At 43.6% G+C, this 21,175-nt stretch carries 15 protein-coding genes; 4 read left to right on the forward strand and 11 right to left on the reverse strand.

Features of this window, described 5'->3' with window-relative positions:
* Together galU and MKY11_RS09555 are read left to right on the forward strand one after the other, a co-directional pair.
* Nucleotides 1-882, forward strand: a complete 882-nt coding sequence (galU, locus tag MKY11_RS09550; protein WP_039167895.1) for a UTP--glucose-1-phosphate uridylyltransferase GalU — start codon at nt 1-3, stop codon at nt 880-882.
* Nucleotides 883-935: 53 nt separating this feature from the next.
* Complete coding sequence (locus MKY11_RS09555; RefSeq protein ID WP_007499192.1) at nt 936-1,538, forward strand: DedA family protein; 603 nt, start codon at nt 936-938, stop codon at nt 1,536-1,538.
* Nucleotides 1,539-1,577: 39 nt separating this feature from the next.
* On the opposite strand, the gene MKY11_RS09560 is transcribed toward MKY11_RS09555, so the two are convergent.
* Nucleotides 1,578-2,399, reverse strand: a complete 822-nt coding sequence (locus tag MKY11_RS09560; RefSeq protein WP_039167898.1) for a uroporphyrinogen-III synthase — start codon at nt 2,397-2,399, stop codon at nt 1,578-1,580.
* A gap of 148 nt (nt 2,400-2,547) precedes the next feature.
* Between MKY11_RS09560 and MKY11_RS09565 the strand changes: the two genes are divergently transcribed.
* Nucleotides 2,548-3,168 (forward strand): GPR1/FUN34/YaaH family transporter, encoded by a 621-nt coding sequence (locus MKY11_RS09565; protein WP_007499188.1) that lies wholly within the window; start codon nt 2,548-2,550, stop codon nt 3,166-3,168.
* A 38-nt stretch (nt 3,169-3,206) separates the two neighbouring features.
* On the opposite strand, the gene MKY11_RS09570 is transcribed toward MKY11_RS09565, so the two are convergent.
* Nucleotides 3,207-4,232 (reverse strand): LLM class flavin-dependent oxidoreductase, encoded by a 1,026-nt coding sequence (locus MKY11_RS09570; RefSeq protein ID WP_342499074.1) that lies wholly within the window; start codon nt 4,230-4,232, stop codon nt 3,207-3,209.
* Between the two features lie 184 nt (nt 4,233-4,416).
* Between MKY11_RS09570 and MKY11_RS09575 the strand changes: the two genes are divergently transcribed.
* The gene (locus tag MKY11_RS09575) at nt 4,417-8,343 is read left to right on the forward strand and encodes a collagen-like protein (protein ID WP_342502094.1); all 3,927 of its coding nucleotides are present in this window, start codon (nt 4,417-4,419) and stop codon (nt 8,341-8,343) included.
* 31 nt (nt 8,344-8,374) lie between these two features.
* On the opposite strand, the gene MKY11_RS09580 is transcribed toward MKY11_RS09575, so the two are convergent.
* The 9 genes from MKY11_RS09580 to nirB (MKY11_RS09620) all read right to left on the reverse strand — a co-directional run bounded on the left by MKY11_RS09580 (nt 8,375) and on the right by nirB (MKY11_RS09620) (nt 21,086).
* Nucleotides 8,375-8,935 carry a CatB-related O-acetyltransferase gene (locus MKY11_RS09580; protein WP_135009143.1) on the reverse strand — a complete coding sequence of 187 codons (561 nt, stop codon included), beginning with the start codon at nt 8,933-8,935 and terminating at the stop codon, nt 8,375-8,377.
* 64 nt (nt 8,936-8,999) lie between these two features.
* Nucleotides 9,000-10,367: an MATE family efflux transporter gene (locus tag MKY11_RS09585; RefSeq protein WP_342502095.1), complete on the reverse strand. Its 1,368-nt coding sequence runs from the start codon at nt 10,365-10,367 to the stop codon at nt 9,000-9,002.
* Nucleotides 10,368-10,386: 19 nt separating this feature from the next.
* A complete protein-coding gene (gene dacB / locus MKY11_RS09590) occupies nt 10,387-11,871 on the reverse strand; it encodes a D-alanyl-D-alanine carboxypeptidase/D-alanyl-D-alanine-endopeptidase (RefSeq protein ID WP_342502096.1) in 1,485 nt (494 codons plus the stop codon).
* A gap of 131 nt (nt 11,872-12,002) precedes the next feature.
* Complete coding sequence (locus MKY11_RS09595; protein ID WP_342502097.1) at nt 12,003-12,983, reverse strand: pectinesterase family protein; 981 nt, start codon at nt 12,981-12,983, stop codon at nt 12,003-12,005.
* 99 nt (nt 12,984-13,082) lie between these two features.
* Complete coding sequence (locus MKY11_RS09600; protein WP_008346595.1) at nt 13,083-13,775, reverse strand: DUF421 domain-containing protein; 693 nt, start codon at nt 13,773-13,775, stop codon at nt 13,083-13,085.
* A 66-nt stretch (nt 13,776-13,841) separates the two neighbouring features.
* Nucleotides 13,842-14,165, reverse strand: coding sequence for a nitrite reductase small subunit NirD (nirD, locus tag MKY11_RS09605; RefSeq protein ID WP_008346593.1), 324 nt, complete (start codon nt 14,163-14,165; stop codon nt 13,842-13,844).
* A 23-nt stretch (nt 14,166-14,188) separates the two neighbouring features.
* Complete coding sequence (nirB, locus tag MKY11_RS09610) at nt 14,189-16,600, reverse strand: nitrite reductase large subunit NirB (RefSeq protein WP_342502098.1); 2,412 nt, start codon at nt 16,598-16,600, stop codon at nt 14,189-14,191.
* 89 nt (nt 16,601-16,689) lie between these two features.
* On the reverse strand, nt 16,690-18,828 hold the full coding sequence (locus MKY11_RS09615) for a nitrate reductase (RefSeq protein WP_342502099.1): 2,139 nt from the start codon (nt 18,826-18,828) through the stop codon (nt 16,690-16,692).
* A complete protein-coding gene (gene nirB, locus MKY11_RS09620; protein WP_342502100.1) occupies nt 18,825-21,086 on the reverse strand; it encodes a nitrite reductase large subunit NirB in 2,262 nt (753 codons plus the stop codon). Before nirB (MKY11_RS09620) ends, MKY11_RS09615 begins: the two co-directional genes overlap by 4 nt.
* Nucleotides 21,087-21,175: the final 89 nt, after the last annotated feature.

Genomic DNA, 21,175 nt, shown 5'->3' on the forward strand with positions numbered 1-21,175 from the left:
ATGAACATCAAAAAAGCCGTTATACCAGCAGCCGGATTAGGCACACGTTTTTTACCCGCAACGAAAGCACAGCCAAAGGAAATGCTGCCGATTATCGACAAACCCGCCATTCAATACATAGTTGAGGAGGCTGTTCAATCAGGCATTGAAGATATACTGATTATCACAGGAAGAAATAAAAAATCGATTGAAGATCACTTTGACCGTTCGATTGAGCTAGAACACACGTTGCTTGAAAAAGGAAAAAAAGAACAGCTGGCTGAAATCAAACATATTGCGGATATGGCCAATATTCATTATATTCGTCAAAAGGAGCCCTTAGGTCTTGGACATGCGGTATTATGTGCACGTCATTTTACTGGCAATGATCCTTTTGCGGTGCTTTTAGGTGATGATGTCATGGTGTCAGAAAGACCTGCACTCTCTCAGCTCATGGAAGTCTTTGAAGACAAACAAAGAGAGGTCATTGGCGTCCAGCAAGTGGATCGTCTAGATGTCAGTAAGTATGGTATGATAAGACCAGCTAGAGTAGACGGTCAAGTGTTTGAAGTCACAGACTTAGTGGAAAAGCCAGCTATTCATGAAGCTCCTTCCGATTTAGCCGTGATGGGCAGGTATCTGTTAACACCATCGATTTTTCCTATTCTACAAGGAATCGAGAGAGGTGCTGGGAACGAAATCCAGCTGACAGATGCCCTGAAAATCATTGCACATGAATCACCCATTTATGCAAAACAATTAGATGGGATGAGATTTGACGTTGGTGATAAGCTGGGCTCATTTAAGGCAGCGGCTGAAATTGGATTAATGCGTCATGATATGCGGCCAGCCATGCTAGCATATATGCAAAGCATACTCATGAGAGAAGCAAAACAAGCATAGGCTCTTATAAGGATGCTTGAAGAAAATTCGTATTTAAAGGCAGAGTGAAATGAATGGGAACCTTGTTTAATGAAATTTTAACCTGGCTGACAAGCCTTGGTTACGCAGGTGTTGCACTTGGACTGATGATTGAAATTATTCCGAGTGAAATTGTACTTGCCTACGGCGGATATATGGTGTCAACAGGAAGCATTGGATTTGTTGGAGCCGTCATCGCTGGGGTTATTGGAGGAACACTTGCCCAGTGCTTTATTTACTGGATCGGCCTTTACGGCGGAAGACCTTTTTTAACAAAGTATGGGAAGTATTTATTCATCCATGAGCATCATATTGCCACGGCAGAACGCTGGTTTGACCGATATGGAACTGGTGTCGTATTTACAGCTCGTTTTATCCCAGTCGTGCGCCACGCGATCTCGATTCCAGCTGGTATTGCAAAGATGCCATTTCTCAAATTTGTTCTTTTGACCGGATTAGCCGCCATCCCTTGGTCCATTCTATTTATTTATCTTGGAATGCAGCTTGGGACAAAATGGGACCACATTCAAAGTGTCGCTCACACGTATACAACACCAATTATGGTCATTGCCATCGTTCTGATCGTACTGTATTTCGTTTTGAAAAAAATTCGCACAAATCGAAAACGGACAATCTAACAAAAACGCCTTTCACTCGTCATGTGAAAGGCGTTTTTTCTATGCGTGCGTCGATTGTTTTTTCATATATTGAGATAATTCCATAATCATTGCACCCATTCTTTCAAGTGAAGGGGCTAGAATGCGGTTTATCCCCTCTTCTTTTAAAGCTTCAGCTGTGACTTTTCCAACAGCTACAGCTAATACATGCTGCTCGAATAGATGTTGCAGTTCTTCTTTTTTGCCCCATTCTTCTGCTAGTTTGAAAAAGGCATGAACCTGAACAGCAGTTGTAAAACAAACGGCATGGACCTTCCCTTCTTTCATTTCTTGAAGCAAAGTGTCCGCCGCCTCTGGTTCAGGGGGCGTGTGCTGATATGGCATGAGCTGCAAAACGTCTGCTCCCTTGTGATGTAAAAAATCAATGAGAGCTGGTGCATTTTCACCGTGAAGCTGTACCATGACCCGTTTACCTTGAAGTTCTTTGTCTTCTAACTTTGAAATGAGGTCACGAACGGTTCCATCTTCATCAGAAACATCTGGCTGAATGCCGTGTTTTTTTAGAGCCGCGAACGTTTTGTATCCTCTTGAAGCGATATGGGCACTTGATAAAATGTTCATAAATGCTTCTCCAAGCTGCAGCTCTTGTGCACTTTCAATTAATGTGTCTGTGCCGATACCCGTTGTTAAAATGACCCAGTCAGCTCCCTTCTTTACAAAGGTTTCTATGCCTGGCTTCAATTCCTCTTTGGCTAAAAATACAGTGCCCTGAAGAGAACGAATAACAGCTTGTCCTCCTTGCTTTTCAACAAGTGTACGCATTTCTTCTGTTTTTCTTGTTCCGCATATGGCAATGGTCTTTCCAGCTAAGCCTTTACTCATTCTCATCCCTCTTTTTCTATCACATGTATGATGTATTGTATTAAATATAGATTTATTTGGAAGACGTTGCAAGTGTCTACTAAAAAAGAGCTTGACGTTTCTATCGAATTCGAGTATCTTTTGTAAGTGCAAATTGTAGGAGGTCATTATGGAAAAACAGAATGTTCAAGCAATTCGATTATCAATCGCAGACCCAACACCACTTGGTTTGTTTGGTTTAGCAATGGTGACGCTTGTTGCGTCTTCACAAAAACTAGGAATCACAGATGGCACATCCCTTATTTTACCTTGGGCTATCTTCCTTGGAGGAATCGCGCAGCTGATTGCGTCCATACAAGATTCAAAGCATCATAATATTTTTGGAGCCACTGCCTTCGGCGCATTCGGTCTTTTTTGGATGGGCGTTGGAACCACTTGGCTCATTCAAGCGGGCGTTTTTGGGAAAACGCTTGCGGGAGCTGCGGACCCAAAACAACTAGGTTTTGCTTTTATTGGTTATTTGATTTTCAGCTTATTTATGACGATCGGTGCAATGGAAACACATAAAGTATTGTTTTTGATTTTCGTCTTTATTGATTTCTTATTCATTGGCCTGTCCCTAAGCTCGTTTGGTGTGATGTACGATGTGACTCATACGATGGCTGGTATTGCAGAATTGATTATTTCTCTTCTTTCATTTTATGGTTCTGCAGCTGTTGTGCTGAATACACATTTTGGTCGTACAGTACTGCCAGTTGGACAACCATTTCGCGTGTTTACTAAAGCATAAATAAAAAAGAACTGCTCTTGGCAGTTCTTTTTTTATTCTTATTTTTCTTGTTCTTGTTCCTCTTGAAATATCTCTGCAATGATTTCATAAGAACGCATTCTTTCTTGATGGTCAAACATATCAGAATTAATCATGACTTCATCTGCTTGAGTCGCCTCAATAAAGGCTTCTAACTCTTTTTTCACCTTTTGTTTATCCCCGATCATCGTCGAACTTAATTGTTCGTCCACCATCGCCTTCTCATATGGACTCCATAGCCCATCCATACTTTCAACAGGGGCTTTGAGTTTTCCTGGTGTATTGCGAATGAGGCTCAAGAAGCGCTGATAATGAGACGTCGCCAAATATTCAGCCCGCTCTGTTTGATCAGCAGCAAAAACCGTCACACCAACCATCGCATAAGGTTCTTTTAACACATCTGAAGGTTGAAATGCCTGTCTGTATAATTCTAAAGCAGGAATGGTATTTTTAGGGGAGAAATGTGCCGCAAAGGCAAATGGCAGTCCCAGTTCTCCTGCAAGCCTTGCACTAAAACCACTTGAACCAAGAAGCCAAATTGGTATATCCAATCCTTCTCCCGGAACGGCTCTTACATGTTTTTTGACCTGACCAGTCGGTTTGAAATATTGCCGAAGTTCTTCAAGCTGCTCAGGGAAATCCTCCCCATTATGAAGATTACGTCTAAGTGCCCTTGCCGTTAACTGATCTGTTCCTGGTGCCCTGCCAAGACCTAAATCAATTCTCCCTGGATACAAAGTCTCCAGTGTTCCAAATTGTTCTGCAATAACGAGTGAAGAATGGTTTGGAAGCATAATCCCCCCAGAACCAACCCGGATCTTTTCAGTCCCTCCAGCAATATGTCCAATCAAGACGGATGTTGCTGAACTCGCAACCCCTTCCATATTATGATGCTCCGCAAGCCAATATCTATGGTAGCCCCACTTCTCAGCTTTTTTTGCTAAATCCATACTATGTTCAAATGACTCTTTGATTGTGCCACCTTCTGTTACAGAGGATAAATTTAACACGGAATATGCTGCACGTTGTAAAACTGATTGACTCATACATGATGCCCCATTTCTTTCAAAAATCATACTAGTTTCATTCTTTCAACACCATAACATAAAACGATTTAACTTTTAAATGATTTGATTCGATGAACTTCGAACTAAAAAATATCATTTAGCTGAATTCCGCTTTTTAAATTTCCACATAGAATAAAATATTAACTTTTAGGAGATGGGGAATTTGTATAATCAGTACGATAACAAATGTCCCTTTTGCGGAAAAAAGCATGATTGGCAACCTCATTACAGAAAATCTCGTCACGATAGACCTTTATTTGATGATTGCCCTCTTCTTAAACGAGAATGTAAAAAGAAAAAAGTTGTTAAACATCACAACACTTGTGCTAAAGCAAAAGGACGAAAAAAAACAAATACTAAGATTGTAAAAAGAGGTCCAACTGGTGCAACTGGACCTACCGGAGCTACTGGTGTTACTGGAGATACCGGACCTACTGGTGCGACTGGTGTAACTGGAGATACTGGACCTACTGGTGCAACCGGTGATACTGGTGATACCGGACCGACTGGTCCAACCGGTGCGACTGGTGTAACTGGTGATACCGGACCTACCGGTGCAGGATTAACAGGAATTGAAGCGTTTGATCCGGTAGTAAGTCCTACTTACCCGGTAGGGCAAGTAGTGACCTTTAATGGCAGTACGTATGTAGTAAATACTGCACCACCGACAGGTACACCAGATACTTCCCCAGACTACACATTACTGGCTGCAGCAGGATCAACTGGAGTAACTGGAGATACGGGTTCTACCGGTGTAACTGGTGATACGGGTCCGACTGGAGCCACTGGTGCAACTGGAGATACCGGACCTACTGGTCCAACCGGTGCAACTGGTGTAACTGGAGATACCGGTGCGACTGGTCCAACTGGAGCCACTGGTGATACCGGTGCGACTGGTGTAACTGGAGATACCGGACCTACCGGTGCGACTGGTGTAACTGGTGATACCGGACCTACCGGTGCGACTGGTGTAACTGGAGATACCGGACCTACTGGTCCAACCGGTGTAACTGGAGATACCGGACCTACTGGTGCGACTGGTGTAACTGGAGATACCGGACCTACTGGTGCGACTGGTGTAACTGGAGATACCGGACCTACCGGTGCGACTGGTGTAACTGGTGATACGGGTCCAACCGGTGCGACTGGAGTAACTGGTGATACGGGTCCTACCGGAGCTACTGGTGCGACTGGAGTAACTGGAGATACCGGACCTACCGGACCTACTGGTGTAACTGGAGATACCGGACCTACCGGTGCGACTGGTGTAACTGGTGATACGGGTCCAACTGGAGCCACTGGTGATACCGGTGCTACTGGAGCCACTGGTGTAACTGGTGATACCGGACCTACTGGTGCGACTGGAGTAACTGGAGATACCGGACCTACTGGTCCAACCGGTGATACGGGTCCTACCGGTGCGACTGGTGTAACTGGTGATACGGGTCCTACTGGAGCCACTGGTGCAACTGGAGATACCGGACCTACTGGTCCAACCGGTGTAACTGGTGATACGGGTCCTACCGGTGCGACTGGTGTAACTGGAGATACCGGACCTACCGGTGCGACTGGTGTAACTGGTGATACGGGTCCAACCGGTGCGACTGGAGTAACTGGTGATACGGGTCCTACCGGAGCTACTGGTGTAACTGGAGATACCGGACCTACTGGTGCTACTGGAGTAACTGGAGATACCGGACCTACTGGAGCCACTGGTGTAACTGGTGATACGGGTTCTACCGGTGCAACTGGAGCCACTGGTGCAACTGGAGATACCGGACCTACTGGTCCAACCGGTGCAACTGGTGTAACTGGAGATACCGGTGCTACTGGTCCAACTGGAGCCACTGGAGATACCGGTGCTACTGGTCCAACTGGAGCCACTGGAGATACCGGTGCTACTGGTCCAACTGGAGCCACTGGTGATACCGGTGCGACTGGTGTAACTGGAGATACCGGACCTACCGGAGCTACTGGTGTAACTGGTGATACCGGACCTACCGGTGCGACTGGTGTAACTGGTGATACGGGTCCAACCGGTGCGACTGGTGTAACTGGTGATACGGGTCCAACCGGTGCGACTGGTGTAACTGGTGATACCGGACCTACCGGTGCGACTGGTGTAACTGGTGATACGGGTCCAACCGGTGCGACTGGTGTAACTGGTGATACCGGACCTACCGGTGCGACTGGTGTAACTGGTGATACGGGTCCTACCGGTGCGACTGGAGTAACTGGAGATACCGGACCTACTGGAGCCACTGGTGTAACTGGTGATACGGGTTCTACCGGTGCAACTGGAGCCACTGGTGCAACTGGAGATACCGGACCTACTGGTCCAACCGGTGCAACTGGTGTAACTGGAGATACCGGTGCGACTGGTCCAACTGGAGCCACTGGTGATACCGGTGCGACTGGTCCAACTGGAGCCACTGGTGATACCGGTGCGACTGGTCCAACTGGAGCCACTGGTGATACCGGTGCGACTGGTGTAACTGGAGATACCGGACCTACCGGTGCGACTGGTGTAACTGGTGATACCGGACCTACCGGTGCGACTGGTGTAACTGGAGATACCGGACCTACTGGTGCAACCGGTGATACGGGTCCAACCGGTGCGACTGGTGTAACTGGTGATACGGGTCCTACCGGAGCTACTGGTGTAACTGGAGATACCGGACCTACTGGTGCTACTGGAGTAACTGGAGATACCGGACCTACTGGAGCCACTGGTGCAACTGGAGATACCGGACCTACTGGTGCAACCGGTGCAACTGGTGTAACTGGAGATACCGGTGCTACTGGTCCAACTGGAGCCACTGGTGATACCGGTGCGACTGGTCCAACTGGAGCCACTGGAGATACCGGTGCGACTGGTCCAACTGGAGCCACTGGTGATACCGGTGCGACTGGTGTAACTGGAGATACCGGACCTACCGGTGCGACTGGTGTAACTGGTGATACCGGACCTACCGGTGCGACTGGTGTAACTGGAGATACCGGACCTACTGGTGCAACCGGTGATACGGGTCCAACCGGTGCGACTGGTGTAACTGGTGATACGGGTCCTACCGGAGCTACTGGTGTAACTGGAGATACCGGACCTACTGGTGCGACTGGAGCCACCGGAGATACTGGGCCAACTGGAGCCACTGGTGTAACTGGAGATACTGGTCCTACTGGTCCAACCGGTGCCACTGGTGTAACTGGAGTTACTGGTGATACGGGTCCTACCGGTGCTACTGGTGTAACTGGAGATACCGGACCTACCGGTGCAGGATTAACAGGAATTGAAGCGTTTGATCCGGTAGTCAGCCCTTCTTACCAAGTAGGGCAAGTAGTGACCTTTAATGGCAGTACGTATGTAGTAAACACTGCACCACCAACAGGTACACCAGATACTTCCTCAGACTACACATTACTAGCTGCAGCAGGACTAACTGGAAGCACTGGAGCTACCGGAAGCACCGGTCCAACTGGAGCTACCGGAAGCACTGGTCCAACTGGAGCTACTGGAAGCACCGGTCCAACTGGAGCTACTGGAAGCACTGGTCCAACTGGAGCTACTGGAAGCACTGGTCCAACTGGAGCTACTGGAAGCACTGGTCCAACTGGAGCTACTGGAAGCACCGGTCCAACTGGAGCTACCGGAAGCACTGGTCCAACTGGAGCTAGCGGTCCAACTGATACGGCACTTTATGCTGGAAATACAACAGGTCCTACAATCATTACTATTGCTGGTGGTACGAACATTGCTTTACCAAGTAATCAAAATATTAATGGATTTACGCCGAATGGTTTAAATGATACATTCACAGTCCAGCAAACAGGTAAATACTATATCACATATCAAGTAAATACCACTGCTGCACTTTTAGTGAGCACAAGGCTATGGTTGAATGGATCAACTGCTATTCCAGGTTCAATTCAGTCGTCTGCCGTATCTACAACTTTTATGAGCAATACAGTTATTGTCAATTTAACAGCAGGAAATACAATTTCATTACAATTTTTCGGAGCGGTTGTAACAGCCATTCTAATAGGTGGTGGTGCAACCGGTGCCTCACTTACCATCATCAGACTCAGCTAAGCGAAACTAAGCTAAAAAAAGAAAGGCTCTGTCAGCCTTTCTTTTTTCTATCTTCAATTACGTTTATACAATGGTCAATATCAGGAGATTGCAAAAGGTGAAAAATAGACTGTATGATCGAAAACTCTAAATTCCACCATTCTAACAACTGAAGTTTTTCAATGATATCAGAAGAAAACCGATATTTCATGAGCCGCTGTGGGTTCCCTGCGACAATCGCATATGGAGGCACATCTTTTGTAATCAGACTATTTGCTCCAATGACTGCCCCGTTTCCTATCTGTACCCCTGACATGATTGTTGCTCCATATCCAATCCAAACATCGTGCCCTATACACACATCCCCTTTTGATCGTGGATGTCCTTCAATGTGGGCAGCATCTGTGAAAATTTGATTGAAGGGATATGTGGTGACCCAATCTGTTCGGTGTTCACCACCAAGAAAAACTTTTACTTCGTTTGCGATGGAACAAAACTTTCCTACATTCAGCGTTGTTCCTTCTCCCCACGTCAAGACTTGAAAATCTGGTCCAGCATAAGTGAAGTCACCGATATCATACGAACTGAGCTCACTTCTTTGGTTTAAAAACATAGAAGATCAGACCCCCTACAAAGTAATCGATCTTCGTATATATATGCCAGATGATAGGCTCACATTATGATTGGACAAGTGCAACAATCTGCTTTTTCTTCCATACCAGTCGATAATAGCCGTATTGGAGCAATAAGTTTACAAAAAAGGCTGCAGGATATCCTATCCAGATTCCTTTGATCCCAAGCGATGTATGATGTGATAGCACATAAGCCACTGGTACTTCAACAAGCCAAATGGAACAAATACTAAAGATGGTCGGCCATAGAACTGTGCCACTTGCTCTCATTGTGGCTGCAACGATTTGTGCTGTTCCGAAAATGAGATAGCTCCATAGGGTAATCACGACCAAACTATATGCAATGTCGATCGTTGCAGGATCTGTTAAAAAGATAGATAAAATTTGCGGTGCGAAAATATAGACGAAAATAATAATCCATCCGCCTATTGCAAAGTTTAGCCCCAGCCCAATTTTAATGACATCCTTCAAACGATTCATGTTTCCTGCGCCAATGAATTGTGCGGCGAAGATAGAAACTGCAATACCAAGGCTCACTGCAGGCATCTGTACATAACTTACGACTTGATTGACAACGCCATAAGCTGCGGTCGCCTGTGATCCATAATCGTTGACAAAAGAAATGACAGCAATTTCTGATAAAGAAATGAGAATCATATTAATACTAGAAGGGATACTTAACTTTAATAGCGTTTTTAATAAATCCCCTTTCATCAATAAATGCTTTCTAACCGACGCATCAATGCGCAGCGGGTGCTTTGTTTTATAAAGATAGATATGAAGAATGATAAACGTAACGATTGTAGAAATCACAGAAGAATACGCAGCACCATATAAACCAAATGCCGGTAAACCAAGCCAGCCGAATAATAAAATTGGCAGCAATAAAATATTGGTTCCTGTACTAATCATTAAGAAATAAAATGGTGTTTTTGAATCTCCTGTTCCTCGTAAAAAAGTTGTATAGACAAAATAAAGAAATAAGATGGGCATGGAGATGAATAGGATTCTGGCATATGCCGCACTTTCCTCCACAATATTTGCAGGTGTCCCCATCAGATGTAAAATATCTGTGGCAAAAAAACCTCCAATGACAGCTAAAGAAAGTCCGATTAAAAAGGTAAACGAAAGCGTTGTACCGATAATTTCCTTTAACCTCTGCTCATTTTTTGCTCCGTATGCTTGTCCAATCAGGATCGAGCTCCCTGATCCAATCCCAATGGAAAAAGAAACAAGTAAAAAGAAAAGTGGAAAGAATGCAGATATCGCAGCTACTGCATCCTCTCCAATCCATCTACCGACAAGCACAATGGAAACAAGCTGTCCAATTGATTGCAAAATATTACTTAATAAAAGTGGAATTAGAAAGATCGACATGGTTTTTACTAAAGATTGATTATTATCTAACGTCATGATGGTTCTCCTTCTCTGTCTAAAGATCCTCAGCTAACATGCTGACAATGCGGTCTTCTATCTCTTTTCCTTTTTCGTCATCAACGAGATGATTCAATAAGATGGAAAAAGCAAGCGTTTTTCCACTCTGCGTTTCAATATATCCAGATAGTGTGCTGACCGTTGATAGTGTACCTGTTTTTGCACGCACTTTTTCTAGTGTAGCTGGTTCTTTCAATCTATTTCTTAATGTACCTCCCACCATACGCTCACTTGCCCCAGCTAACGGAAGTGCATGGACATAGGTGTTAAACCATTTTTCCTTTTGAATGTTTGTCAAAAATAAAGTGAACTGGTTTGCAGAAACAAGGTTAATGGGTGATATGCCTGATCCGTCTCTTAACACAGTCATGGATGAATCTATGCCAAAGGCAGGAAGACGTTCATTCAGCACGTCAAGCCCTTTGTCAAAACTCCCTTTGTTCTTTACCCGCTTCCCAAGTTCTTTTAACAGAATTTCTGCATGTGTATTGTTGCTTAATTTCATCATCGGAACAAGAAGATCGGATAAAGGCATTGATGTATGGGAAGCGATTTTTTTCGCTTTTTTAGGAACTTGTTTTGTTTGGAGTGGTCCTTTCAGCTGAATCCCCTCAGCCTTTAATGCTCGTTTCATTAAGTCTAAAGCATACGTTGTCGGTTCCCATAATGCGACCCATTGTTTAGACGAGGATGCTTTTAGCGGAATCGTCCCAGTCAGTGTAATTTTGTTTGTACCGTGAGAGCGTTTAAAAGATATTTTCTTCTTTCCGCCTTCTGGCACAGTTTTCACTTGATTGACAACTTGAGCGACGTCAGTCTTCGGGATCATCTCATAGCTGGCCTTCTGCCCTGCTTTCTTTCCCGGCTTGACTTCGAGAATGATCGTTCCTGCATCATAATCCTCATTCGGTGAAGCAGTAAGAGCAGATATTTGAGCGCCGTAATATTGATCTTCATCACTCCAAGGCAGATCGATGGAATACCTTGTGTCATCAAACCAAGTATCATCAGCTAAAAGCTGTCCACGAATCGTATGTATTCCGGCCTTTTTGACTTGTTTGGCTAATGCGGCAAAATCGCTTTCTAACAATGTCGGGTCTCCAGTGCCTCGGAGATAAAGATTGCCGTGCAATGTTTTTTTGTGAATTGAACCATCTATCCAAACGTCTGTTGGAAAAGTGTGTGTTTCACCCAGTAGATCGAGTGCGATAGCAGATGTGAGTAATTTCATATTAGAAGCAGGAGTCAGACGGATGTCCGCTTGATGTTCATAAAGAAGAGAAGTGTCAGAAGTATCGCGTACGCTGATGCCAGCAATTGCGCCCTCTAAATCAGGTGCTGTTCGAATGAATTCGTCTAAAGAAGTGATCCATTTTGATTGATCATCATGAGCCGTTAGTTGTTCATCTTTCACTGAAAAAGGGAGAAATAACATCGACAAAATACATAGTTGTAAAAACATGACCTGTGAGAAACGTTTCACGCAATCCCTCCTTTTTAGAAAAGCAGCCAAATTTAGCAGATTATGTTCATTATACACAAAAGAACGTTTGTTCTCAAAGGTTTTTTAAACAGAAAAGTCAGCTTTCTTTGACGAAAACTGACAAGCCTCTTTTACCTTTTTTCAGGATTCCAGCCATCGTTTCCGCTAAGTACGGCTTGAACGGTGATTTGACTTGCTTCGTTTTTTGTTAATATCGTTGACCACTTCACCCGGTTTGCCACATGACTCCCTGCGCCCGTTGATCCATATTCTTGATATCTAGCCGTTCTTTCGTTGTCTTTGTTCTCCCAGTTATGCCATCCCTCAGCTTTAATATGTTCATCCATTTTTGTTTGGAGGAACGTGACAGCCGAATGAGGTCTCCACGGACGGCCTAAGTACACAGATTGAGACGCAGCCGTTCCTTTATTTAATGTGGAATCAATAAAAACGTAGCCATACTTTTGCGCTTCTGTTGTGGATGCCGCTGTAATATACCCATTTCCAAGACTTTTTATTTCAGCTCTTTTAAATACAGCCGTTGCTGAACCAAAGATGAAGTCAACCGTGCCCTCGATATAGCAATCTTCATAATATTGTCTCCCTGTGCCTGTGGCATAAAGTGTATCTTGATAACCGAGAACACGTACGTGTTTAAACACAGCCCGGTCCCCGGATACATAAAGGGCAACCGCCTGCCCTGCGTTTCGGCCAGCTGTATTTTGAAACGTGATATTTTCTGCGTAAAAATGATTTGCCCGAATCATTGTACTAGAGCTATTGGTTGTGCTCCCGCTGCTTGCATTTGTATCATCATACGTCAGAATCGTCTGATACTGATTTTCTCCAATAAAGGACACATACGGCTTATTTTGCGGAAGGAGAATCTTTTCTTTATACACACCATTTTTAATATATATCGTCGTTTGCTGTTGATTGTTCACTGGTATCGCATCAATGGCAGATTGAACCGTTCGAAATGTCCCATTTCCTTTTTGATCGACAATAAGCACGCGGTTTGTTTGATGGTTGTGTCCAGCTGCTTGCGCATAAGCTGAGTCAAAAAGCAGTAAGGCCAATACCATCATCAGCAGTCGTTTTCCATACTTCATCACACATCTCCCCCTTATATTGTGAACGTTTTCATTGACGTATTCTTTTTGATCCTATTCAGTTATAAAACAAAAAAACACAAAAAAACATCCACTGTGTTAGGTTGTGGATGTTTTTTCATATTTCATCGCATAAATTCCTTCATTTTCAATCCATTCACAAAATAGGACGTCTTTATAGGAGGATATGTGCTGCTTTTTCAATTGCTCTCGCAGCCACGCTTCATCAAATCCAGCTTCCTTTAAATCTTTTTTTAAAATCTCTCCGTCGATAATAAACGTTCTAGGCAATGTGACTTCTTTTCCTTTCACGTTCACATCTTCGGCTGTAGCTGGTGCATATTTCATTTTTGGAAGCACACTCACAGACCCATCCGTTTCCAAAATGGCAAATTCAATTTCATTAAGAGCAAAATGCCCTTTCGCTCGAATCAGCGTCTGCAACTGATTTAAATCGAGCATATTTTTCTTTAATCGATTGTAGTGAATCTTTCCTTTATCAATCACAAGAGTGGGTCTTCCCTCTAAAAAAGCGCGAATGGATTTGAATTTTTGTGAAAGCCATTCAACTGTGTAGATTAAAACGCCCCAGACTGCAACTGCAAAAAGGATATGTAGCACGCTGACTTCTGGATCAAAAATGGCGTTACCGACCATCTCCCCTAAAATCAGTGCAGAAATAAAATCAAACGGCGTGATTTGTGCAAATTGTGTTTTCCCTAATAGCTTTGTAATGGAAAATAAAGCGAAAAATCCGATAAAGAGTTCAATCAAAATATTAAAAAATGGCACACATATACCTTCCTTTCTCACTGCATGTACTTACAGCATGTACAGGAAAGGAAGGTTCTAAACCATTTATGAAGGCAGTAAAATAAAGACGTCGTCTCCCTCAACCAATGCTTCATATGTTTTCACGCATCCATGATCTGGTTCTTGAACATTTCCTGATGAAAGATTGATTTTCCAATCATGCATTGGACAGAAGACATGATCTCCGCTCACCATTCCTTCAGCTAGTACACCGCCTTTATGAGGACAGCGATTTTCAATGGCTTTGAACTGCTTGTTAGAGGTTTGAAAAACAGCTAATTCAAGTGGACCGGCTGCGACTGTTTTCCCTAGCTGCAACGGGAAATCTGATATTGTACCAATATGAACTTTTACAATTGAAACTGTCATCTGATCTCATCCCTTCAATTGATTTAGACGGAAGCAGTTGCCTTTTGAAATAATTGTCTTGTTTCTGTTTCGTTCTCTCGAATCTCTTGCCACGGTTCTTCATAAGTTGAAAGTGCGATGTCCATTCTTTCGATTAATGCTGCACGCCTCTGGTCATCTAGCAGTACCGTTTGGATATGATTCAATCCAAGCCGTTCAACCCAAGCGGATGTTCTCTCTAAATAATTTGCGGTTTCTCTGTAATATTGAAGGTAGGCTGCGGCCATTTGTTCTACTTCTTCTGCTGTACTTACTTTCATTAATAAGTCTCCAGCTCGTAAATGTGTCCCTCCATTCCCGCCAGCATACAATTCAAATCCCCCATCGATACCTACGATGCCAAGATCTTTAATCCCAGATTCAGCACAGTTTCTTGGACAGGCTGATACGGCCATTTTGACTTTGTGCGGTGTGGCAAGTCCTTCAAATTTCTTTTCAAGTGCGATCCCAAGAGAAATGGAATCCTGCGTTCCGAATCTGCAAAATTGTTCTCCAACACATGTTTTGACAGTTCTTAATGATTTTCCGTAAGCATAACCAGACGGCATATTTAAATCGGCCCATACTTTTGGTAAATCTTCTTTTTTGACACCTAAAAGGTCGATTCGCTGCCCTCCAGTCATTTTCACAAGCGGTATCTCATATTTGTCAACGACATCCGCTATTTTTCTCAGGTCATTAGCATTTGTCACGCCTCCGTACATACGTGGAACGACCGAATAGGTACCATCGTTTTGGATGTTGGCATGCATTCGTTCATTCACAAATCGCGAGCTTTTTTCATCTTTGTAGTCAAGCGGATACATCATCCCTAAATAGTAATTCAGTGCAGGCCGGCACTTTGAACAGCCTTCTTCTGTTTCCCAGTCAAGTACATTCATCACTTCTTTGACATGCTGCAAACCTTTCTCTTTTATTTCATGAATCACTTCATCTCTTGATAAGGTGGTGCAGGCGCAGATGGTTTCTTTTTGCGCAGTGCGGTTTGCATCATCGCCTAAAGTGTGCCATAAAATCTCTTCCACAACAGGTTGGCAGCCTCCGCATGATCTAGAAGCACTTGTACATTGCTTGACCTCTTGTATGGTCGTTAGGCCTTCTTTTTGAATAGCTGCCACTATTTGACCTTTTGAGACACCATTACAGCCGCAAACGATATGGTCGTTTGCCATTTGTTCAATCGTGTTTTCTTGCGCCAGCTCATTTGATGTTAAGACAGATCCTTTTTCCATATCTGACATATCAACACCTTCTCTAATGTACGAGAATAAACGTGGTCCATCGCTTGTTTCTCCAAACATGACGGCGCCGACTAAGCGGTTTTGCTGGAAGACTAGTTTTTGATAAATACCTTGCTGTTCATCAAAAATTTTAATCGCTTTTTTCTCATCGTTTTCTATAAAATCTCCAGCTGAAAATACATCAACCCCTGATACTTTTAGCTGTGTCGATAGTACAGATCCTTCATAAGGCGTCGGGGCCATATCACAAACATGCTTCGCAAGCACGTTTGCTTGATCGTATAATGGCGCAACAAGACCGTACGTTTGTCCTCTATGTTCAACACATTCTCCGACTGCGTAAATCCGCGGGACACTTGTTTCCATGAAATCATTGACGATAATCCCCCGGTTCACTTCAATGCCGCTCGTTTCGGCAAGCTTGTGATTCGGTTTAATTCCTGCTGCCATGACCACCATATCTGTCTCTAATGTAGAACCATCTGAAAATGTTAGCCCTTCTACTCTTGTATCTCCTAAAATTTCATTTGTCTGTTTTCCTAATAAAAAGCTCATGCCTTGTTTTTCTAAAGCTGCTTGCAGAAGCTGACCTGCCACCGGATCGAGCTGACGGTCCATTAAATGAGAGCCAAGGTGAATGACGGTCACTTCCATACCTAAGTTTAATAGACCACGCGCGGCTTCAAGTCCAAGGAGCCCGCCTCCAATGACGGCTGCTTTTTTGTACATCATAGATGCTTTGACCATTTCCTCTGTGTCTTGTAATGTACGAAAAGCTGTTACCCCTTTTTTATCGCTCCCTGGAATGGGCGGGATGAACGGGAGTGACCCTGTCGCTAAAATTAAACGGTCATAATGCACGGTCCGTCCTTGATCACTCATAACGGTTTGATTGTCTGGATCGATCTTCACAATGGTCTCATTTGTAAACAGCTGAATATGATGTTCCTTGTACCAATTCCAATCGTTTAACGTAATATCCTCTGTCTTTGTATCCCCTTGGAGAACTTTCGATAAAAGAATCCGATTATAGTTAGGATACGGCTCAGTTCCAAATACAGTCATGTCGAATCGTTCATTGTCTGTTTTTAAAATGTTTTCGAGCGTTCGGATACCAGCCATACCATTCCCTACTAATACGAGTTTTTCTTTCATGAAAAACACCCCTCATGTGATCGTTTTTTAGAAAGTACCATAATCTAAACAAAGATGGAAAATACATGTTAAAATTTCTCACATAGTTTTCAATTCTTGTAGGCTGACAGCTGTACAGGACAATATTTAAAACCTGGCATTTTACTGTGTGGATCTAACTGTTTACCAATTAATAGGTTAATTGATTGATGTTTGTTCCAGTGAAACGGAACAAACACAGTATCTTTTCGGATGCTATCTGTTATGTGGCACCTCATGATGACACTACCTCGTTTTGACTGGATGGTGACGAGCTCCCCGTGCTGAAGTCCATAAGCTTCGGCTGTATCAGGATGAAGCTCTGCATAAGCTTCAAACTGCCGGGCAACAAGAGAGGTGCTTTTTCTTGTTTGAACGCCCGTTTGGTAATGAGCCATCACCCTGCCGGTCGTTAAATAGAGTGGATATTCTGGACTGACTGATTCTTTTGCACCCTGTTGTCCATGTGCAACGACTGCAAATTTTGCTAATTGATCAGGATGTGAGAATTGATGCTCAAATAGTCTTTCTGTTCCTCGGTCTTCCAAATGAGAGCAGGGCCATAATATGCCTTGCGTCTTCCTTAACCTGTCATAGGTCATACCGGAATAATCGGCTTTGGCTCCTTTCGTTGCTGTTCTCAATTCCTCAAAGATGTCTTCTGCAGATGAAAAAGAAAAAGAGCCGCCTTTGCCTAATACTGCTGCTATATCACAAATGATTTGCCAATCGTGCTTTCTTTGGTGTTTGAGTGGATAGGTTGCTTCTCTCAGCGTAACGCGTCCTTCTATGTTCGTCATGGTCCCTTCGTCCTCTAAATATGACGAAGCTGGTAAAATAACATCTGCGAGTGCAGCCGTCTCAGAGATAAATAAATCAATTGCGACAAAAAAGGACAGCTGCTCGATGGCTTTTTTGATAAAACTTGCATGCGGACCTGATTGAACGGGATTAGAACACATTAAAAAGAGCGCTTTTATCTCTCCTTTCTGCATTTTTTCAAACATTTCAAAAGCAGATACACCTTTTCCAGGAAGTTCTTTTTCATCGATCTTCCATATTTCAGCCATTTCTTTTCTATGTACTGGGTTTGTGATATCACGGTAACCAGGAAGCTGATCTGCTTTTTGTCCATGCTCTCTTGCACCCTGTCCATTTCCTTGCCCAGTAATGGCACCATAGCCACACCCAATCCGGCCAATTTTCCCAGTAACAAGCAGAATATTCAGGAAATTACGAACGGATGCTGTCCCGTCTATTTGCTGCTCAATGCCTCTTGCAGTCAGAATCATGCCTGTTTTTTCGTGGGCGAATTTTCTCGCTATTTTTTGAATGACTTTCATCGATACACCGGTTTGCTGCGTAATGTCTGGCAGGGACATGTGTGAAATATGCTGTTTCATTTCTGGAAAACCTGATGTTCGTTTTTTAATAAATTCTTCGTCTAGTAACTGTTCATGAAGCATGACGTGTAAGATTCCATTTGCGAGTGCAGCATCTGACCCAGGCCTTAAGCTGACATGTAAGTCAGCTAGTTTGGCTGTTGCTGTTTTTCGCGGATCGATCACGATGAGAAATGCCCCGTTCTTTTTAGCTTCTTCCAAGTACGGCATGAGGGTCGGCTGACATTCCGCTATATTGGTTCCAACCAATAGTAAAACCCGGGCATGCTTGATGTCACGAAGCGGAAAGGTTAGACCCCGATCAAGTCCAAATGTTTGGTTAGCTGCTGTTGCTGCTGAAGACATACACAGTCTTCCGTTGTAATCAATGTATTTCGTTTTAAGGGCGACCCTTGCAAATTTTCCGAGTAAATAAGCTTCTTCATTTGTAATCGATGCACTACCATACACACTGATAGCATCGTGCCCATGTTCCGTCTGAAGGGTTTGAGTGCGTGCTTTGATTTCGTCAAGTGCCTCTTGCCAAGTCACTTTGACAAATTGACCGTTTCTTTTGATGAGGGGGTAATTCAATCGTTCCTTGTGCAGTGCGTGCTGGTGGGCATGCTGCCCTTTCATACAGATCCTGCCGAACGTGGTTGGATTATGAATACCTATCGTCTGATAGCGTGTTCGCCCTTCTGCGTGCTGCTCGACTAATTGCATTTTGCACTGCATACTGCAAAACGGACATTGAGATGGGAACACCCTTTTTCGCTCTTGCTGCTCTGATGTTTGCTGCACATATTGTAAAAAAGATTGATTCATACATTCACACCCTTTTGTCTACTTTGCTCAAATTGCTCGCAGAGCTCTTCTCTCATTTCCTCATCGAGCAATTTTTCTCGGATAGAAATGATGCTGTTTTTTTGGATCCAGTCTCCAATAGATTCTTGAAAATATGCACGTTTTCTATAGTCTTCAAGCAGTGCTTTTAAAAAAGGAATCAGCTCATCCGTTCGGCTCACAGAATAAAAAAGCTGACCTGCCTTAGGTTGACGTATGCTGCCTCCTATATAAATGTCCCATTCATCCAGCTGCTTCTTGATGCAGATGTCATAGATGGGGCTGAAATGACATACGCAGGAAGGACCAGCGATATGAATCGATGTGACTGCAGGTAAAAGCGTGTTTTCTAGTTGTCTTTCGATCTCCATGACAAGTGTTGTGACAGATGGATCGTGACGACAATCACATGAAAGAACATGAGAAAGTCTCTTGCTTTCTTGTGGCATGATGTGTCCATGTTCTTTTACAATATGGGCGGCCTCTTGTGAAATACCGATCAGCCGAATTCGTTTATTCTCCGTTAGTTCTACGTGCTGAATTTGCTTTTGCTCTAATAATCCGGTTATCATCTGTAAAAATGTCAGATCAAGACGGCCACCATATAACTGAGGCATTAGTATGTGCTCATGATCTGATGGGCTGTCTTTTACGAAAAGATCTTGAAACTGCTCAAGATAGTATGGAATGGCTGCTCGGCATTTGTCACAGCCGTTATCTGTCATCCAATTAAATTGTCTTCTTACTTGCTCTTCATTCAGCGGATGCTGATTTTTTATATACGAAAAAATGGTCTGTTTCTCTACATTTGTGCACGAGCAAAACGTGTCCAGTACTTCCGTTAGCTGATTTGATGAGACATGGCAGCAGGCACGAACAAGCTCTTGACAGCCTCCGCAGCCCGTTGCGGCCCCTGTCTGTTTTTTTATCTCTTCTAAATTTGTCAGCTGATGGGCCGATATGCTTTTGAATATCGCTCCCTTCGTCACCGTGTGGCATTGGCAGATGAGATCCTCTGTTTTTAATGAATCTAAAGGGGATATCTGCTCTTCATTCAGTGATTTCATGACTACGCTTTTATCACGCCCCACTTTTACATCCTGCAAAAGCTGCTCAGCTCTCTCAAGTTGACCAACTAATACAACGCCTGTGAGCACATCATGTTCAAACACTAGTTTTTTATATACTTCTTGTTCTTCATCTAAGTAAGTCACCACTGAAGCGGAGGGGGATCGGTTTACAATACTGCCAGCAGAATAAATAGATATGTCATTTGCTTTCAATTTTGTTGAATAAATGGCAGGAGGTAAATTCGTGACCAGTTCATCTAATAAATGATTCGCAAGCACGTTTGCTTGTTCATAAATAGGCTGCACAAGACCGTGCACCATCCCCTTATGCTCTGCACATTCTCCAATAGCATAAATATTCTCAACGTTTGTCTGCATGACATCATTTACAACAATGGCTTTTCTTGTATGAATGCCGTGCTGTTTTGCAAGCTCTATATTCGGACGGACCCCTGTTGTGAAAACCACAAGATCAGCATCCACGATGTCTCCACTTTTTAACAGAACGCCTTCTACTCTCTCGTTTCCTAAACATGCAATCGTATGAGCATTTGTTTTTACCTGAATCCCCTTGCGACTTAATTGTTGAGACAAAAGCCCTGCAGCTGTTTCATCTAAGTGGCGTTGCATAAGCCAATCCGTGTGATGAATCAAGGTTGTCTTCAGTCCAGCGATCTGTAAACCAGCGGCCACTTCCACACCAAGTACACCACCTCCAATGACTGCTGCACGCTCATAGCGTAAAGAATCAGCGTAAATGGCCTCATAATCGTCAATCGTACGAAAAGCATAGACCCCTTTTTTGGATACGCCTTGTATAGGCAGAAAATGAGGCGATGAGCCTGTGGCGATAACCAGTTTGTCATACGGGATATTCCGGCGTGCTTCTGTCATGAGCAATTGACGCTTTGTATCGATGTGGACAACTGCTTCGCCTGTTTGGATGGTGATGTCATGTTTGGTGTACCATTCTTTTGGCTTTAGTTCAATCTGAGACAATGATTCACTTTTTTGTAAAACCGATGAAAGTTTTATTCGATTGTAAGCTGGGTGCTTCTCTTTTCCAATGATTGTGATGGAATAGCGTTCTGGCTGTTTCTTTACGATATGTTCGATACATTTCATACTCGCCATGCCATTTCCGATAAACAAGAGTTTACGTTTTGCCATGTGAGATCAACCTTTCTAGCTTTTTGCGCCAAAGCAATGTTTGCCTAGATTATGGCACACATTTGTAAAAAAGTGTTTATCCATGTCAT

Source organism: Bacillus sp. FSL W7-1085, assembly GCF_038595035.1.
GTDB classification, from domain to species: domain Bacteria; phylum Bacillota; class Bacilli; order Bacillales; family Bacillaceae; genus Bacillus; species Bacillus altitudinis.

Bases quoted from the DNA above. Each gene is read 5' to 3' on its own strand.
- nirB (WP_342502100.1), bottom strand. From the start codon at position 21,086: ATGGCAAAACGTAAACTCTTGTTTATCGGAAATGGCATGGCGAGTATG.
- galU (WP_039167895.1), top strand. From the start codon at position 1: ATGAACATCAAAAAAGCCGTTATACCAGCAGCCGGATTAGGCACACGT.
- MKY11_RS09580 (WP_135009143.1), bottom strand. From the start codon at position 8,935: ATGTTTTTAAACCAAAGAAGTGAGCTCAGTTCGTATGATATCGGTGAC.
- nirD (WP_008346593.1), bottom strand. From the start codon at position 14,165: ATGACAGTTTCAATTGTAAAAGTTCATATTGGTACAATATCAGATTTC.
- MKY11_RS09585 (WP_342502095.1), bottom strand. From the start codon at position 10,367: ATGACGTTAGATAATAATCAATCTTTAGTAAAAACCATGTCGATCTTT.
- MKY11_RS09560 (WP_039167898.1), bottom strand. From the start codon at position 2,399: ATGAGTAAAGGCTTAGCTGGAAAGACCATTGCCATATGCGGAACAAGA.
- MKY11_RS09615 (WP_342502099.1), bottom strand. From the start codon at position 18,828: ATGAATCAATCTTTTTTACAATATGTGCAGCAAACATCAGAGCAGCAA.
- MKY11_RS09555 (WP_007499192.1), top strand. From the start codon at position 936: ATGGGAACCTTGTTTAATGAAATTTTAACCTGGCTGACAAGCCTTGGT.
- MKY11_RS09570 (WP_342499074.1), bottom strand. From the start codon at position 4,232: ATGAGTCAATCAGTTTTACAACGTGCAGCATATTCCGTGTTAAATTTA.
- MKY11_RS09595 (WP_342502097.1), bottom strand. From the start codon at position 12,983: ATGAAGTATGGAAAACGACTGCTGATGATGGTATTGGCCTTACTGCTT.
- MKY11_RS09565 (WP_007499188.1), top strand. From the start codon at position 2,548: ATGGAAAAACAGAATGTTCAAGCAATTCGATTATCAATCGCAGACCCA.
- nirB (WP_342502098.1), bottom strand. From the start codon at position 16,600: ATGAAAGAAAAACTCGTATTAGTAGGGAATGGTATGGCTGGTATCCGA.